The organism is Thalassobacillus pellis, from assembly GCF_016908295.1.
In the GTDB taxonomy this organism is placed as follows: domain Bacteria; phylum Bacillota; class Bacilli; order Bacillales; family Halobacillaceae; genus Thalassobacillus; species Thalassobacillus pellis.
Window position 1 is genome coordinate 793,781 of record NZ_JAFBDO010000001.1, and the last position, 15,230, is coordinate 809,010.

14 protein-coding genes are annotated in these 15,230 nt (G+C 42.0%); 2 read left to right on the forward strand and 12 right to left on the reverse strand.

The window, feature by feature from the left end:
• Positions 1-21 precede the first annotated feature (21 nt).
• The 3 genes from JOC33_RS03780 to JOC33_RS03790 all read right to left on the reverse strand — a co-directional run bounded on the left by JOC33_RS03780 (position 22) and on the right by JOC33_RS03790 (position 3,477).
• Complete coding sequence (locus tag JOC33_RS03780) at positions 22-984, reverse strand: alpha-E domain-containing protein (RefSeq protein ID WP_205091029.1); 963 nt, start codon at positions 982-984, stop codon at positions 22-24.
• Positions 977-2,437 carry a circularly permuted type 2 ATP-grasp protein gene (locus JOC33_RS03785; RefSeq protein WP_205091031.1) on the reverse strand — a complete coding sequence of 487 codons (1,461 nt, stop codon included), beginning with the start codon at positions 2,435-2,437 and terminating at the stop codon, positions 977-979. Before JOC33_RS03785 ends, JOC33_RS03780 begins: the two co-directional genes overlap by 8 nt.
• A 101-nt stretch (positions 2,438-2,538) precedes the next feature.
• Positions 2,539-3,477 (reverse strand): NADP-dependent oxidoreductase, encoded by a 939-nt coding sequence (locus JOC33_RS03790; RefSeq protein ID WP_205091032.1) that lies wholly within the window; start codon positions 3,475-3,477, stop codon positions 2,539-2,541.
• 97 nt (positions 3,478-3,574) lie between these two features.
• Here JOC33_RS03790 and recQ point away from each other — a divergent pair, with 97 nt between their 5' ends.
• Entirely contained in the window at positions 3,575-5,716 is a 2,142-nt protein-coding gene (recQ, locus tag JOC33_RS03795; protein WP_205091033.1) for a DNA helicase RecQ, read from the forward strand.
• 214 nt (positions 5,717-5,930) lie between these two features.
• Here recQ and JOC33_RS03800 read toward each other — a convergent pair whose 3' ends face one another.
• From JOC33_RS03800 to JOC33_RS03830, 7 genes are all read right to left on the reverse strand, one after another.
• The gene (locus JOC33_RS03800; RefSeq protein WP_205091034.1) at positions 5,931-6,185 is read right to left on the reverse strand and encodes a hypothetical protein; all 255 of its coding nucleotides are present in this window, start codon (positions 6,183-6,185) and stop codon (positions 5,931-5,933) included.
• A 136-nt stretch (positions 6,186-6,321) separates the two neighbouring features.
• The gene (locus JOC33_RS03805) at positions 6,322-6,528 is read right to left on the reverse strand and encodes a DUF2187 family protein (RefSeq protein WP_205091035.1); all 207 of its coding nucleotides are present in this window, start codon (positions 6,526-6,528) and stop codon (positions 6,322-6,324) included.
• A gap of 477 nt (positions 6,529-7,005) precedes the next feature.
• Positions 7,006-7,842, reverse strand: coding sequence for a phytanoyl-CoA dioxygenase family protein (locus JOC33_RS03810; RefSeq protein ID WP_205091036.1), 837 nt, complete (start codon positions 7,840-7,842; stop codon positions 7,006-7,008).
• An 82-nt stretch (positions 7,843-7,924) separates the two neighbouring features.
• A complete protein-coding gene (locus JOC33_RS03815; protein WP_205091037.1) occupies positions 7,925-8,920 on the reverse strand; it encodes an ABC transporter permease in 996 nt (331 codons plus the stop codon).
• Positions 8,921-8,934: 14 nt separating this feature from the next.
• Complete coding sequence (locus tag JOC33_RS03820) at positions 8,935-9,894, reverse strand: ABC transporter permease (protein WP_205091038.1); 960 nt, start codon at positions 9,892-9,894, stop codon at positions 8,935-8,937.
• Positions 9,887-11,422, reverse strand: a complete 1,536-nt coding sequence (locus JOC33_RS03825) for a sugar ABC transporter ATP-binding protein (protein WP_205091039.1) — start codon at positions 11,420-11,422, stop codon at positions 9,887-9,889. The genes JOC33_RS03820 and JOC33_RS03825 overlap by 8 nt, the downstream gene beginning before the upstream one ends.
• Positions 11,423-11,467: 45 nt before the next feature.
• Entirely contained in the window at positions 11,468-12,424 is a 957-nt protein-coding gene (locus JOC33_RS03830; protein WP_205091040.1) for a substrate-binding domain-containing protein, read from the reverse strand.
• Between the two features lie 289 nt (positions 12,425-12,713).
• Between JOC33_RS03830 and JOC33_RS03835 the strand changes: the two genes are divergently transcribed.
• The gene (locus JOC33_RS03835; RefSeq protein ID WP_338054467.1) at positions 12,714-13,655 is read left to right on the forward strand and encodes an ArsR/SmtB family transcription factor; all 942 of its coding nucleotides are present in this window, start codon (positions 12,714-12,716) and stop codon (positions 13,653-13,655) included.
• A gap of 418 nt (positions 13,656-14,073) precedes the next feature.
• Here JOC33_RS03835 and JOC33_RS03840 read toward each other — a convergent pair whose 3' ends face one another.
• Both JOC33_RS03840 and JOC33_RS03845 read right to left on the reverse strand, forming a co-directional pair.
• The gene (locus JOC33_RS03840) at positions 14,074-14,694 is read right to left on the reverse strand and encodes a fumarylacetoacetate hydrolase family protein (protein ID WP_205091041.1); all 621 of its coding nucleotides are present in this window, start codon (positions 14,692-14,694) and stop codon (positions 14,074-14,076) included.
• 9 nt (positions 14,695-14,703) lie between these two features.
• Positions 14,704-15,138, reverse strand: coding sequence for a GNAT family N-acetyltransferase (locus JOC33_RS03845; RefSeq protein ID WP_420825696.1), 435 nt, complete (start codon positions 15,136-15,138; stop codon positions 14,704-14,706).
• Positions 15,139-15,230: the final 92 nt, after the last annotated feature.

Genomic DNA, 15,230 nt, shown 5'->3' on the forward strand with positions numbered 1-15,230 from the left:
TCCCAAGGATACCCACTGTCATCATTTTATTTCGACTGGTTCAACTAAATAATAGGTTTCTGAAAATATCTGTCCGATTTGAATACAACGATTTTGAAAGTGATTTAGGAAGTCCATCAGCTCTTCCATGGACATATCATTCGACTTAAAAGAAATGACCTCCTGCTGAATCGTTTCTAACATTTGGAACAATCGTTCGGAATAATGGTTGATTTCTCCTTTTTCCAATTTATTGATTGTTTCCATCACATGATCCATACAGTAACGGATGGATCTTGGAAATCTGTCCTCCTCAATGATGAACTGCAGGACGTGCTCTGCATCCATTGTCGGCGGGTGTTCTTTAATATACGCATCATAGCCGTTGACCAGGCGAAGTGCCGATAACCAGTAATAATGATGATTGACGGAGCCCTGTTTTTCCTTGCGGGCTTTTTCACAAATGACATTCAGGATACGGGCTGTCTTTTCAGCGCGCTCCAGCCATTTGCCGATTTTGATGAACGAATATGGAACTCCTCTTATCATCGATGATTCCACTACTCCCTGAGCGGTCATGGAGGTCATCGTGATCGTTTTCAAAAAATCCTGGATTTCCTGAAGGGTGAAATCATTCCTGCGGATGGCAGGAAGCTCCAGGTAGAATTTATTCAAAACTTCCCATAATCGCTCTGGTATCATATCTCTTGTCGCTCTGGCATTCTCACGGGCGTAAGTCATGCAATTGATAAGAGAGTTATAGTTTTTATCAGCAAAAGCTACATAATGGATGATTTCATCTGTTTTAAAATGGGGATGCTGTGACTGGTACTCTGCAAGAGAAACCACGATTTCCAAAACTTCTTCCCAATCTCGGTCAAGCACTTCTGCATCATCCGCTTCCAGCATATTGATCAATTGCACCTGCAGTACGCTGGCATTATTTTCTGCCCTTTCAATGTTCCGAGCCATCCAAAATAATGAATTAGCTACTCGACTAAGCATGGTGATTACCTCCTTCATGCAATACCCAGGTATCCTTGCCTCCGCCGCCCTGGGAGGAATTGACGACCAGAGAACCCTCCTTCAATGCGACACGGGAAAGCCCGCCTGGCAATACGTGGCTTTTTGACCCAGTCATGACGAACACACGCAGGTCAACATGACACGGATAGAACCGCCCTCCCTGGAACGCTGGCGCCCGTGACAATTTAATCGTAGGCTGGGCGATATACTGGCTCGGCTTTTCTATTATTTTCTTCCGGAACATTTCAATTTCCTGTTCATCCGCATGCGGGCCAATCAGCATGTCATATCCACCTGACGCACCAACATTTTTGACTACTAACTTGTCCAGGTTATTCAAAACATAATCCTGATGTTCAGGATTACGAAGAAAGTATGTCTGTACATTCGGAATGATCGGATCTTCGTTCAAATAATAACGGATCATATCAGGCACAAAGGCATACATCGCTTTATCATCAGCAACTCCATTACCAATACCGTTAAGGATGGAAACATTGCCTTTCTGGTAAGCTTTGAGTAATCCCCGTACGCCCAATACGGACCTGGGATCAAATGCATCTGGGTCGAGGAAGTCATCATCAATCCTGCGGTAGATGATATCCACTCGCTTAAGTCCTCGGATTGTTTTCATATAAACTACGTCGTCCCTGACGATAAGGTCTCTTCCTTCTACTAGCTCTATACCCATTTGCTGGGCTAAAAAGACATGATCATAATAAGCAGAGTTGTAGCTTCCCGGTGTTAACAGAACAGCGCAAGGATGCAATGGGTTTTTTGAATTTTCCGGGACATGGGCGATTAATGCCTGATGCAGTTCCGATAGTTGATGCTCCAGCGTATGGATAGAATGTTCACCAAATAGTTCCGGATAAACCTGACGCATGACATACCGATTTTGGAATACATAGGACATTCCCGAAGGGTTCCGGAGATTATCCTCCAGAACACGGTACTCCCCGTTCTCATCGCGGATCAGATCGATGCCTGCCAGGAAAATATGGTTGTTGTGGGGAATATTCAATCCTTCCGATTGTTCTTTATAATAATATGGATTTTGTTCGACTAAGTCTCGCGGAATTATTCCATCTTTAATAATTTCCTGATCCCCATAAACATCTTCAAGAAAATGGTTCAGTGCCTGGACGCGCTGCTTCATTCCCCGTTCAATCTTCTTCCAATTGTGGGATGGAATGATAATTGGCACAAAATCAAACGGCATTGTCCGCTCAGTGCCGACTGATTCATTATAAACGGTAAAGGTGATACCCTGTCGCAAAAAGCTCAGCTGGGCGGTTTCATTTTTTTCATGGAGATTGTCTATGGAAAATTGTCGGAGCATTTGATAGAAGCGTTCGTAATGAGGCTTTGGTTTTTCCGTATCTTTCATCATTTCATCAAAATATTCAGCTGTCTGATAGTTGTTCAGCATAAGTTCCGTCCCCCTACCTTTTTTTACTTCCCCCTTCTAATACCCTAAAAAAGCACCGAGTAGTCAGAAAATTCTACAAAATACCCGGTGCTTCAGTTATACTATTTTTTAATAGAAATAGCAATCTTTCCTTTGGCATGATGAGTCTCACTGGTAGCATGCGCTTCTTTTAATCCGTCTTCACTGAATTCGAAGTGATGGCCGATGACAGGCGTAAGTTCGCCCGTTTTCATCAACTCAGCAATTTTTGCAAGCTGTTCTCCCTTAGGTTCCAGCCAATGAAACCCTGCTTTTACTCTATATTTTTCCGCTTCCTCCTCATCAGGAGGTTGGACGATGGATACCAGTCTGCCGCCTTCCTTCAACACCTGATAACTTTTCGACTGCACATCTCCACCAATGGTATCAACTACAATATCGAATTCCTCCAAAACCTCGCTAAAGTCTTCTTCTTTATAATTGATGAAGCGATCGACACCAAGCTCCGTCACCCAGTCCTGGTTTTCTCCACTCGCAGTAGTCGCTACATAAGCACCAAAATGTTTGGCAAGCTGAATAGCAAAACTGCCGACACCACCCGAACCGGCATGAACCAACACTTTGTCCCCATCTTTTATCTCAGAAAAGTCGACGAGGCATTGCCACGCTGTCAGTCCTGCCAGAGGTACGGCTGCGGCTTCTTCAAAATTAATATTTTCCGGTATTTTAGCTAACAGTTTCTCATCAATTGCGGCATATTCGGCATAAGTACCATAACGCGTCAAATCCGGCCGGGCGAATACCCTGTCACCGATATTAAATTTGGTTACGTTTTTCCCTTTTTCCTTCACGATTCCCGCAGCATCCCAGCCGAGAATAATTGGAAATTCAAAATCTATCATTTCTTTTAGGTAGCCCTCACGCAGCTTCCAATCAATCGGGTTAATGGATGTCGCGTGTACTTCCACCAAAACCTGGTCATCCGTGATTTCAGGCTTATCGATTTCTTCCATTGTCAGCTGATCTTTATTTCCATAATTATTAATGACAACAGCTTTCATACCAACCCTCCTAAAATCTGTATCTCCATAAATTTTCCCCTTTCAAAAGGATTCAAACGTGATACCATTAATAGAGAATTTCAAAAGGATGATAGCCATGCTAGATCAAGCCAGATTAAAACTTCAAGAATATTTCGGGTACCCTTCCTTCCGCAATGGGCAGGAAGATGCCATTCAGCAGGTACTCGAAAATAATAATACCCTTGCCGTTATGCCTACTGGTGGCGGAAAGTCCATCTGCTACCAGATACCAGGTCTTTTGAAATCTGGAACCGCCGTGATTATTTCCCCGTTGATATCTTTGATGAAAGACCAGGTGGATGCTTTATCCACGATGGGAATTCCCGCCACTTATATCAACAGCTCTTTAAGCTTCGAAGAGCAAAGAGAGAGGATGCAAGGATTGAAGCAAGGAATCTACCAGTTTGTTTACGTAGCTCCAGAGCGTTTCGATTCTTCTCATTTTTTTCACACCATCAATTCCATTCCGTTATCCTTGATCGCCTTTGATGAAGCCCATTGTATTTCCCAATGGGGGCACGACTTCCGGCCAAGTTACCGATCGATCGTCCCACTTTTGCAAAAGCTGTCGAACCTGCCGACGATGATGGCTCTTACTGCTACAGCGACAAGGGAAGTGATTCAGGACATCCAGCTTCTTCTCGATGTTAGAGAGGATTCCGTCATCAACACAGGATTCTCCCGTGAAAATTTATCTTTCCGCCTGATCAAAGGGCAGGACAAGCGCGATTTTTTGTCAAACTACGCTGCTGAGCGGAAAAATGAATCAGGAATCATTTATGCTGCGACAAGGAAAGATGTCGATTTCATCCAACAGTTTTTACTCCGGAAAGGGTTCAACGCCGGAAAGTATCATGCCGGTCTTACAGAAGAGGAACGAAAACAAGCCCAGAACAGCTTCATACAGGATGAAACACTTATCATGGTCGCAACGAATGCCTTTGGGATGGGGATCGACAAATCAAACGTAAGATATGTTATCCATTATTCCATGCCGATGAATATCGAGTCCTATTATCAGGAGGCAGGGCGTGCTGGCCGAGATGGTGAACCGAGTGACTGCATCCTGTTATTTTCCGGGCAGGATGTAAACCTGCAGAAGTTCATGATCGAGCAGTCACTGTTAGATGAGGAAAAAAAAGCAAAAGAATACGAAAAACTGCAGTCAATGGTAAACTACTGCCACACCCACCACTGCCTCCAGCAATATATACTTGAGTATTTCAACGACCCTATCGGCAGTGAACCGTGCGGTAAGTGCTCTAATTGCCTGTATGATGGCGAACGGGAAGATATGACCAAGGAAGCACAAATGGTACTTTCCTGTGTTAAACGAATGGGTGAACGATTCGGGGCAGGTCTTACCGCCAAAGTGCTCCGCGGATCTTCTGATCAAAAAGTGAAAGAATTCGGTTTCAATCGCTTAAGTACCTACGGCCTGCTATCCCAATACAAGGAAAAAGAACTGACAAGCTTTATTCATTTCCTGACAGCAGAAGAACTGCTAAACCCTGGGTCAGGAAAATTCCCTACCCTGCAACTCACTTCAAAAGCAGTCGATGTCCTCAAAGGGGAAAAACAGGTGTGGATGAAAATTGAGAAAACGACAACCACTGCAGCCGTTGACTATAATGAGGAACTTTTTGAAGATCTACGGAATCTGCGAAAAGAAATAGCTGATGAACACAACCTGCCCCCTTACGTTATCTTCTCGGATGCGACCCTTAAGGATATAGCCAGATATTTGCCGGCCTCCAAGTCAGAAATGCTCGCCATAAAAGGGGTCGGAGAACGGAAGTACCAACAATATGGGGAAACTTTTCTCGAGACCGTCAAGCCATGGAAGGAGCAACAGCCGGAAAGTAAAGTCGTCAAAGCACCGACTCCTATTTTCCAAAAGAAAGCAGAAGATGCAAAACAGCCGAGTTATTTAATTTCCTATCACTTATGGAAAGATGAAGCAAAAAGCGTCTCAGAAATAGCGCGTAATCGTGGAATGAGTGAAGTGACTATTGAAAGTCACTTGTTCCGTGCTGCCAGTGAAGGATATCCTTTTGACTGGGATTCCTGGTTTGATCAAGAAACGGAAATGAAAGTGCTGGAAGCAAGAGAAAGGCTCGATAACGAGGATGGCCTGAAAGCGTTGAAGGAATCGCTCGATGACCAATATACTTACAGTACGATTAAAGGGATATTGGTCAAAAACGGTTTTATGTAAGAAAAGGTACATGCATCTTCTAAACAGAGAGGGATGTCACTCGATAACTTGAATTGACTGCCGGAAAACAATAGCCGTTGCCGTAATGCCTCGCAGAACATGATGGTTCTTCGAGGTATTATTTTGTTATCTGGTGTATCTGACATACTTGTTCCTGGAAGGGCTTTTTTCCTGATTGGGTCGGGATGTCTCCCACATTGGATGTTGACTTTGCTTAATGACTGCTGAGTTTGTTCGAATTCATCGGCCATGACTTAAATCGTTTTCTCGCCTGAAAGGGTTGAATGGAGAGTACGTTTGAACGCTTAAATGACCGGACTTCTTTTCGGACATAGCAAAAAGCAAGGAATTGGTCCTTATCCACGCTTAGAATGCGAATCGTTCTTTGAGTAAGCGTGCCCTTTTCCGTCAGATAAATCATTTCGAGTCGCTGTTTTTCTACTTGAGCTCTGTTCAGTAACCCTTCCATACATTCCACCCCCACACATGCGAACGTTTGTTCTTATTATACTCTAAAAAATCGAATACGTACACTGGTAATTACATGAAACTATGGAAATTAAAAAACCCTTCAACAATAGCTGAAGGGGATACTCTTTATGAAATTATCTTTTATTAATCACCTTATAATTACCGGGCCCTACTACTGTCCGGTTGTGCTCAAACCCAATATTCTGTGAATGACCACTTATATCCACCATGACACACCTCTGGCAAGAAGATGGTACGACTTTCCCTTTCACTTCGAAACCATTCAAGTTAAATTGGATTACATCTCCTAAGTTAGCTTCATGTCCTGCAGGAACTTCCATAGATATCTTCCTTTCAATAAAATGATTGCTATCAGAACTCTTAACTGATCTAAGCCTAAATTAGCAACCTTTGATAAATGCTGTGTTATGTCGAATTTTGTTCCCTGTAATTATCCGGTATAAACATCACTTTCTTCTATGAATTACGTGGTTATTTCTTAAAAGAAATAGATTTAATGTATTTACTCTTCCTTTATAATCGAAAGGTGTTGTTGATTCTAACGAATCGCTTACCGGCGGATGCTTGCCGCGGGCACGACCTCAGCTAACTTGGTCAAAAAGATAACTTGACCAAGTGGATCTACGGCTCGTGCTGTTCCCGCAGGCGTCACCGCCAACCGCTTAATGGAATCAACCATGATATAATCAATTGTCGTTATAAACTACCGTTTTTTCTTGTAAGCTTTGCAAAATAATAAAATGGGACTGTCCCATAAGTCTATTTCAGTCTTATGGGACAGCCCTTTGTTTTACCTTTTATGCCTCACCCATCATTAATCCTTCAATAGAATGTCCCTGAACAATAACTTCAAGTTCATCAACCAGGCGGCAATGGAGGTGGCGTTTTAAATCTTCTGGTAGAGTTTTGTAAAAATCCTTAGTAATTTGCAAATCATGCCTTTCATGATTATTTGCAGTAGGAGCGTCCACTCCGAGTACAAGAACTGGTCTTGATTTATCAGAATGATTTGTGGTTCCTCTGTGAATTGTCAGAGCTGATCGTGCAGAGATGTCTCCCATTTTCGGCATCTTTTGCTGAGCTCTTTCTTCATAACGGGAATAATTTTCTTTAGAAGGGAACATTTCATAATCAAATTCACTTCCATCATCCCATTGCGTCCCTGGAGCAATCTCAAATGGTCCCATGTCCTCTTCTACATCTACTGTTGTCATGTTAAAGGCTAAAGAATTCAACCTTCTTCCTTTTGTTGTGTCTTCTGGAGCAGGGAAGTCCCGATGCCAAGGCTGATTAACAGCCCCTGGGTTAGGGACGTCAAAACCAATTTCTACGATTTTATAATCCGGTCCCAGTACCGATTCACACACCGTTTTAACCCAAGGATGGGTAACAATCTCTACAAAACCGCTTATATCTTCTGGATGGATTTCAACATAGTGACGTTTAGGTCCTCTTCCTACTGCCCCTCCTTCCCTTTTTAAAGCCTCCTTGTATAGTTCATTAATTTCTTCCCCAAGTTTAGCAGTAAACTCTCTGCTGAAAGCTCCTTTTAAACCCATTATCCCAGGTCCATATAATGCTCCCTGAATTTCACCAATATCATACTTTTTTGCTTCTTTTATTTGACTTGTCATATAAAGCCCTCCTATATGGCATATTTATGGGTGTTCATCCCATTTATTGAAAGTTAATAGCACTCTGGTTTAGCCAAAATACTTATGTCTTAAGCTTTTTGGTATTCATGATTTTAGCTTGGATGATGACAATCGCTAATAAAAATAGCCCTCTGATGACTGGCTGCCACCAGGAATTAAGTGTTCCATCAAGATTAATTACATTTAGGACGATACCTAAGAGCATAACACCGATAAAGGTACCGATGACGCCCCCTCTTCCTCCTGCCAGAAGAGTGCCGCCGATTACCACAGCTGCAATAGCATCAAGCTCCCACATGTTCCCCGCAACCGGCTGGGCAACCCCTCCCAACCTGCCGGCCAGAATGATTCCGGCAAGACCAGAGAGTGTTCCGCTAATTACATACACCCATACTTTAATGTTCTTAGTCTTTACTCCCATTAACTGACTGGCGTTTTCACTACCTCCCACTGCATAAGTATGACGCCCAAAACGTGTCATCTTTAAGACATACCAGGAAATTCCCACAATCAATAGAAGTAACCAAACAGGGAAGGGGACTCCCAAAAATAAACCATTTCCTAAAAAATAATAAAAATACTCTGCGCCTTCTGTAACAATTACCGATTGTTCTCCGGTTATGATAAAAACAATTCCTCGAACACCAATCATCATCGCCAAGGTAACTATAAATGGTTCTAAATTTCCTCGTGAAATAATTAGACCATTTACCATTCCTAATAAAGCGGTAATTGCTATTGGAATAATAAGAGCAAGAATCATATTTACATTGGTTAAATATGCGGACAAGACGCCTCCTAAGGCGATTAAACTGCCAACTGATAAATCAATACCTTTCGTTAAGATTACGAATGTCATCCCAACTGCTACTATCCCAATCATACTGTTCTGCTTTAATACGTTAATAATATTTTGTGAAGTCAGAAAGTTCTCATAGCTCAAACTAGCATAAATAATAAGTAGAACCAGAGCTATAAAAGCCCCCTGCTGCTGGATTAAGCTGGCGTTAAATCGAATAGGGATGGAACTCGTCATCCTCTGTACGGCTGCTTTCATTTATGTCACCTCCCTCACTTTTTACGTTGGACGAAAATTGCACCGATAATGATGAATGCTTTAATTACGAGAGAATATGGGTGAGGGATATCATTCATGATAAAAGTTACAGTGATTAACCCCATCAACAAGGCCCCCATTACTGTACCCCATATATAAGGTCGGCCACCTGTCATCAAGGTCCCTCCAACCACTACAGCAGCGATGGCGTCCAATTCTATTAATTCCCCGATCCTCGTTGCATCTGCTGCGGCAAGCCGGGAAGTTTCAATGAGACCTGCTAACGCTGCAAGTACAGCCGCAATGCTATACACTATTAATTTCACCAGTTTCACATTAATGCCAGCTAGATTTGCCGCCCTCTCATTATCACCAATAGCCTCGACATATCTCCCAAAAGTCGTATGTTTTACTACTGTATAAATCAAGGCAGCCACTATGAATAGAATCAGTACAGGTACTGGAATTCCTGCTATGGAACCTTTTCCGATAAATCCATAAGCAGGATTTGAAAAAGAAATCAAATATCCTTCAGTCGCAACCTGAGCAAGTCCTCTCCCTGCGATCATCATCGCCAACGTAGCGATAATCGGCTGAACACCAATGTAGGAGATAACTGCACCATTAAAGATACCGAATAATAAACAGACCCCAAGCGTCCCAGCAACCAGAATAAATAGATTCGTTTCAAGAAGGAATGTTGATGTGACGGCTGCCACTGCCATAATTGATCCAACCGACAAATCAATTCCTCCAGTAGCAATAACCAGTGTCATGCCTATCGCTACAAGAGCAGTGGTTGATATAAGAATTAATAAATTCCAAAGGGACTGAAGAGCAAAGAAGTTTTCCGTAACTAGAACATTAAACAAAGCAAGCAACAAAATTATGGCAGGTAAAATAGCTTTAGTCAGCGGGAATTCTGTCTGCTTTTTAAGCTTTGTCTCACTTACAACTGCGTTTGAGTTAGCCATGCGTTACGGTTGCCTCCTTTCCCTCGCCGATACCACCTTCGTTAGCAATGACGGCCATAATATTATCCTGGGTCCTTTCCTCTCCCTGAAGCTCTCCTACTCTAACACCATCTTTTAGTACAATAATTCGGTCAGTATTTTGAATTAGTTCATCAAACTCTGAGGAGATTATTAATAGACTTAATCCGTTTGCAGATAATTCATCCATTAAAGAGTGAATCTCTGCCTTCGCTCCAATGTCGATACCACGGGTAGGTTCGTCCAAAATGAGCAAATCAGGATTTAAAGCAAGCCATCTCGCTAAGAGGACCTTCTGCTGGTTACCTCCACTTAAGTTTTTTATTTTTTGTTCAGGATTTGGAGTTTTTATACCCAGCCGCCTGATATATTGATCCACAAGTTTCGCTTGTTTCCTCTTAGATATAAAGCTGAATTTGGAGATTTTCGGAAGACATGCAAGCGTAATATTTTCACGAACAGACATATTTGGGATAATCCCTTCTGTTTTGCGATTCTCCGTTAAAATAGCAACACCCTTTTGTATAGCCTGCTTCGTGTTATATAAATTCACTTCCTTTCCGTGAATTTGAAGGGTTCCTTCTTCTTTTCCATCAATGCCGGCTATTATTTTAGCCACTTCAGATCTCCCCGAACCAAGAAGCCCTGCCAACCCGAGAATTTCTCCTTGATGTAAAGAAAAATGGACATTTCGAACTTTATTTCCTTGTTTTACACCTTCCAATTGAATAAGTACACTTTCACCGCTTTTGTCCAATGCTTCTCTTTTGTCAGACAGGGATGCAACTTCTCTTTCACTCTTGCCTATCATCCGGGCAATAAGGCTCTCTTGCTGGAGTTCGCTGGTTTTCCAAGTACCTATGTAGCTGCCGTCTCTTAAGACACTGATTTTGTCACACATCTTATAAATTTCCTCAAGGCGGTGGCTGACAAAAATAATGGCAATCCCCTGTGCTTTAAGCTGATTCATTACTTTATACAGCACTTCCACTTCCTTGTCATCCAGGGAAGACGTCGGTTCATCCATGATGACAAGCTTCGCCTTCATGGAAACCGAGCGGGCAATGGAGACCATTTGCTGGATGGCTGTACTGTATTCATTAACCGACTTTTTAACATCAACGGTTATCCCCAAGGAGGAAAGGATAATCTCTGCTTCTTTATAAACCTTTTTCCAGTCAATGCTTCCCCACTTCGTTTTAGGTTCTCGCCCCAGCATGACGTTCTCTGCTATTGTAAGATTAGGGATCAGGGAAACTTCCTGGTAAATGGTACTTATTCCTCCCTCCTGGGCTTCAAGAGGCGTTTTAAAATTTACTTTCTTCCCGTCAAAGAGTACATTGCCTCCGTCTCTCTGATAAACACCGGTCAGTATCTTTATTAATGTGGATTTACCGGCACCATTTTCCCCCATTAGTGCATGGATCTCTCCAGGGTACACTTCAAATGAAACGCCTTTTAATGCCATGACTCCCGGAAACTTTTTTGTAATACTTTCCATCCTGAGCATCGCGTTCCCCACCTTCCTTTCATCTTCCTTCGCTAACAAGCATTCTTAATAAGCTTCATCCACAAATTCTTTCGCATTACTCTTATCAAAAAAACGATCTTCTATGATAATTTCTGTATCCACCTGTTCTCCTGATTCCAGTTTCTCAATTACATCAAAAACTACAGGACCAAAAAAGGGTGAGCTTTCTACAGTAGCTCCCAAGTCACCATCAATGATTGCTTGCAGCGCATCTTTAGTTCCGTCTACTGAAACAACAGTAATATCTTCTCCGGGATTTAATCCCGCAGATTTAATAGCATTTATAGCGCCAATAGCCATTTCATCATTATGAGCGTAAACAGCATCAATGTTATTTCCATTCGCCTGTAGCATACTTTCCATAACCTTCTGACCCTCCGCTCTGGCGAAATCCCCTGTTTGAGAAGCTATGATTTTCATATCCGGGGCATGTTCCTCCAGGTAATTCCGGAACCCCTCAGCTCGTTCGATAGCTACAGAAGAACCTGTCGTTCCTGATAATTCTACAATATTCCCTTTTCCATTTAACTCCTTTACCAGCCATTTAGCAGCACGTTTTCCCTGCTTAACGAAGTCGGATCCAATAAATGTTACATAATCTTCGCCAGCTTTTCCTTCAGCCATTCGATCGACAAAGATAACAGGCACACCCGCTTTTTTCGCGGATTTCAAAGCTGGTCCAAGCCCCTTATATTCTCGAGGTGCAAGAACAATGTAATCTACCCCTTGGGCAATCATATCTTCAATGTCTGAAAGCTGTTTGGCGGTATCACCTTGGGCGTCGGTATATACCATTTCGTAGCCTCTTTTTTCAGCTTCATTTCTGATACTTTCTGTTTCTGCAATCCGCCATGGGTTGTTATTTTCCATTTGAGAAAATCCAACAACAATTTTATCGCTCTCTGCTACACTGGATGACCCACAGCCTGCCAGTAATCCGACTATTCCACAAAACATGATAATACTTAGAAACCTATGCACTTTCATCCTCCTGTTCGTCTGCAAATTGATTATGTAAAAGGTTAATAGATAGACTTATATTTTTTCTTACATAAGAGAATACGCTTTCATTTCTGAATTGTCAAAATAATTTTAACTATTTTATGTATACATACATATTTTTTGTAACAAAGGATGTGCAGATAATTGGTTTATTAAAGGTTAGAAAAACTTTTAAAAAAATTAAAAATTCGTTAGGATATAGATAGTTTAGTTTGAATGAGTTAATGTTACATATTTTCTGTATCAAATCACATGTACAGGGGGTCTCATGTTGTTAGAATTATCAATTAAGCATCCTGATGAGCTTCAGAAGGTATCCCGCGCTTTATCCTCTGAAGCAAGGTTAAAGATTATCAGCCTTTTAAATACTAAAAAAGCTAACATTCATGAGTTAGCAGAAGATTTAAGCATTCCTGTTTCTACAGCTGCTTCTCATATCAAAGTTCTTGAAGAAGCCGGTCTAGTACTGACTCAACTGCGTCCTGCCCAAAGGGGGTCTATGAGAGTGTGCTCACGAAATTTTGACGATATCCATATCCAGCTCAATGACCCTAAAGACCATTTAACTGAATATGAAAGTTTTGAAGTGGAAATTCCCATAGGTCAATACGTGGACTACGAGGTTGCTCCTACTTGCGGGATGGCGAGCCAATCAGGAAAACTGATTCCAGAAGACCAGCCCGGGCAATTTTTTAATCCCAGGCGTATGGAGGCTCAGTTGATTTGGACTAGGAAGGGATATTTCGAGTATAAGCTTCCTTTAGTAATCCCAGATGGTAAGACTGTTGATTCAATTGATCTTTCATTGGAGATATGCTCTGAGGCCCCACACTTTGATCCAAATTGGCCATCCGATATTACTGTCTGGTTAAATGGCATCGATATAGGAACATGGACAAGTCCGGGAGACTTTGGTGATCGACCAGGAAAATTAAACCCAAAATCCTGGGCTGAAACAGACTATACGCAGTATGGGACATTAAAGACGTGGATAGTAGATAGGGAGAAAACGACAATCGATGTATTTTACCTTTCAGATATAACCGTTGCAGACTTAGAGTTAGAGAACAATAATTTTCTAACATTTAAAATAGGGGTAAAAGAGGAGGCTCTTCACAAGGGCGGAATCAATTTATTTGGCCGTGAATTTGGTGACCACCCACAAGATATCAAACTCAAAATCAACTACATGGATTCCAGAAGCAGTTAAAACAGTGCTGGGAAAAAAATGAATTAGGCTAAAATGGGGATGGACCAAAAGGCCTCTTTGAAATGAAAAACCACGAAGAAGTTGACTTTTCTTTACGGTTTTTTAGTACATAAAAATGAAGATATTTGCATTGTTGATTGCCAATTTGGACAGGGAAACGATGAGACTCCTGCAGGAGAGGCAAGGCTGACGAGGCCCCGCAGGGCAAAGCCCGAGGAGACTTGTCGTCTTCCCTGCGGAAAGGGAATCGTTTCCCAGCCATACTTTTTCGGTATCAACAATAAAAAAAGAGGCTGTACAATTCAATTTTATATCGTTGGTTTACTTATGTCCCAGCCTCGTTGATTTCGTCAAAATAAATTGCGATGCCCTAATATTTGTTCCCAACAGAAAAAATATAACGCAGCTGTCATGTACACTAACTGAAGGTACAGCTTCCTAAAATTTTATTTCCCCATAACATTTCTACTTGATCACCAGGAGTAATCGTTCCTACGCCTTCCGGGGTGCCAGTAAAGATGATGTCCCCTTCGCCAAGGCCAAGGTTGCTGGCGCAGTATTCGATGATTGTTTGAAAATCAAAAATCATCAGCCTGATATTTCCCGATTGTACCTGTTCATTATTTTTCCATAAAGAGAAGTTATTCCTTTTGCATGCTTCGATTCCTTCGAACGGGATAAAGTCACTGATGACTGCGGCATTGGGGAAACCCTTTGCAAGCAGCCAAGGATGCCCTTTTTCTTTCAAGCTGTTTTGTACATCACGTAAGGTGAGATCCAGCCCAATCGCCATTTGTTCAATAACTTCCTCCGCACGCATTCCATCCTGAAATGATTTGCCGATCCGGATGACCAGTTCGGTCTCATAATGGACCTCTCCCCTGTCTTTGGGTATCGTAATAGAATTCCCATTCGCATGAATAAAAGCATGAGTTGGTTTAGAAAATATCATTGGCTGCTCAGGTACCTCATTTTGAAGTTCTTTCGCATGGGCTGCATAATTTCTGCCTACACAAAAAATGTTCCTGATTTCTGTCATTCTATCACCCTATTTCAAATTTTTCTTAAATACATAGCTGGCTTTGTCATAATCCATCTTGGTTTCATAAAAGCTGTGGGCTTCCGTGCGCTGTAGCCCGGAGGATAAAGCAACGCTCTCAAAATTATTTTTGATTGCCCAGAATTCCACGAAATTAAGTAGTTTTTTACCGTAACCTTGTGAACGCCAAACTTCGTCCGTAACCAAGTCACACACCCACACAAACCTTCCATAATATAGCGTTATCATCGGCTTGAATCCTGTCACTGCCACTATGGTGTCTTTTTTATATAAAGCATAAAGCTTGTACATATCTCGTTCCTTTGCCTCGAATACAAGCTCCACGAAAGCTTCTTCATCTAAATGACCTCGCAGCTGCTTTAACACCGGAAAAGCCTGCCTGACCTCTTCTTCTCTTTTCAATTCCTTTATAGTATGATCCACCAAAACACTTACCCTCCTGAGTTTTTTAGAAGAACATGGCTTGTCGCCAAGTCCTTATGGCGAATGCCTCAGTTTACTTATACTGAAACCCT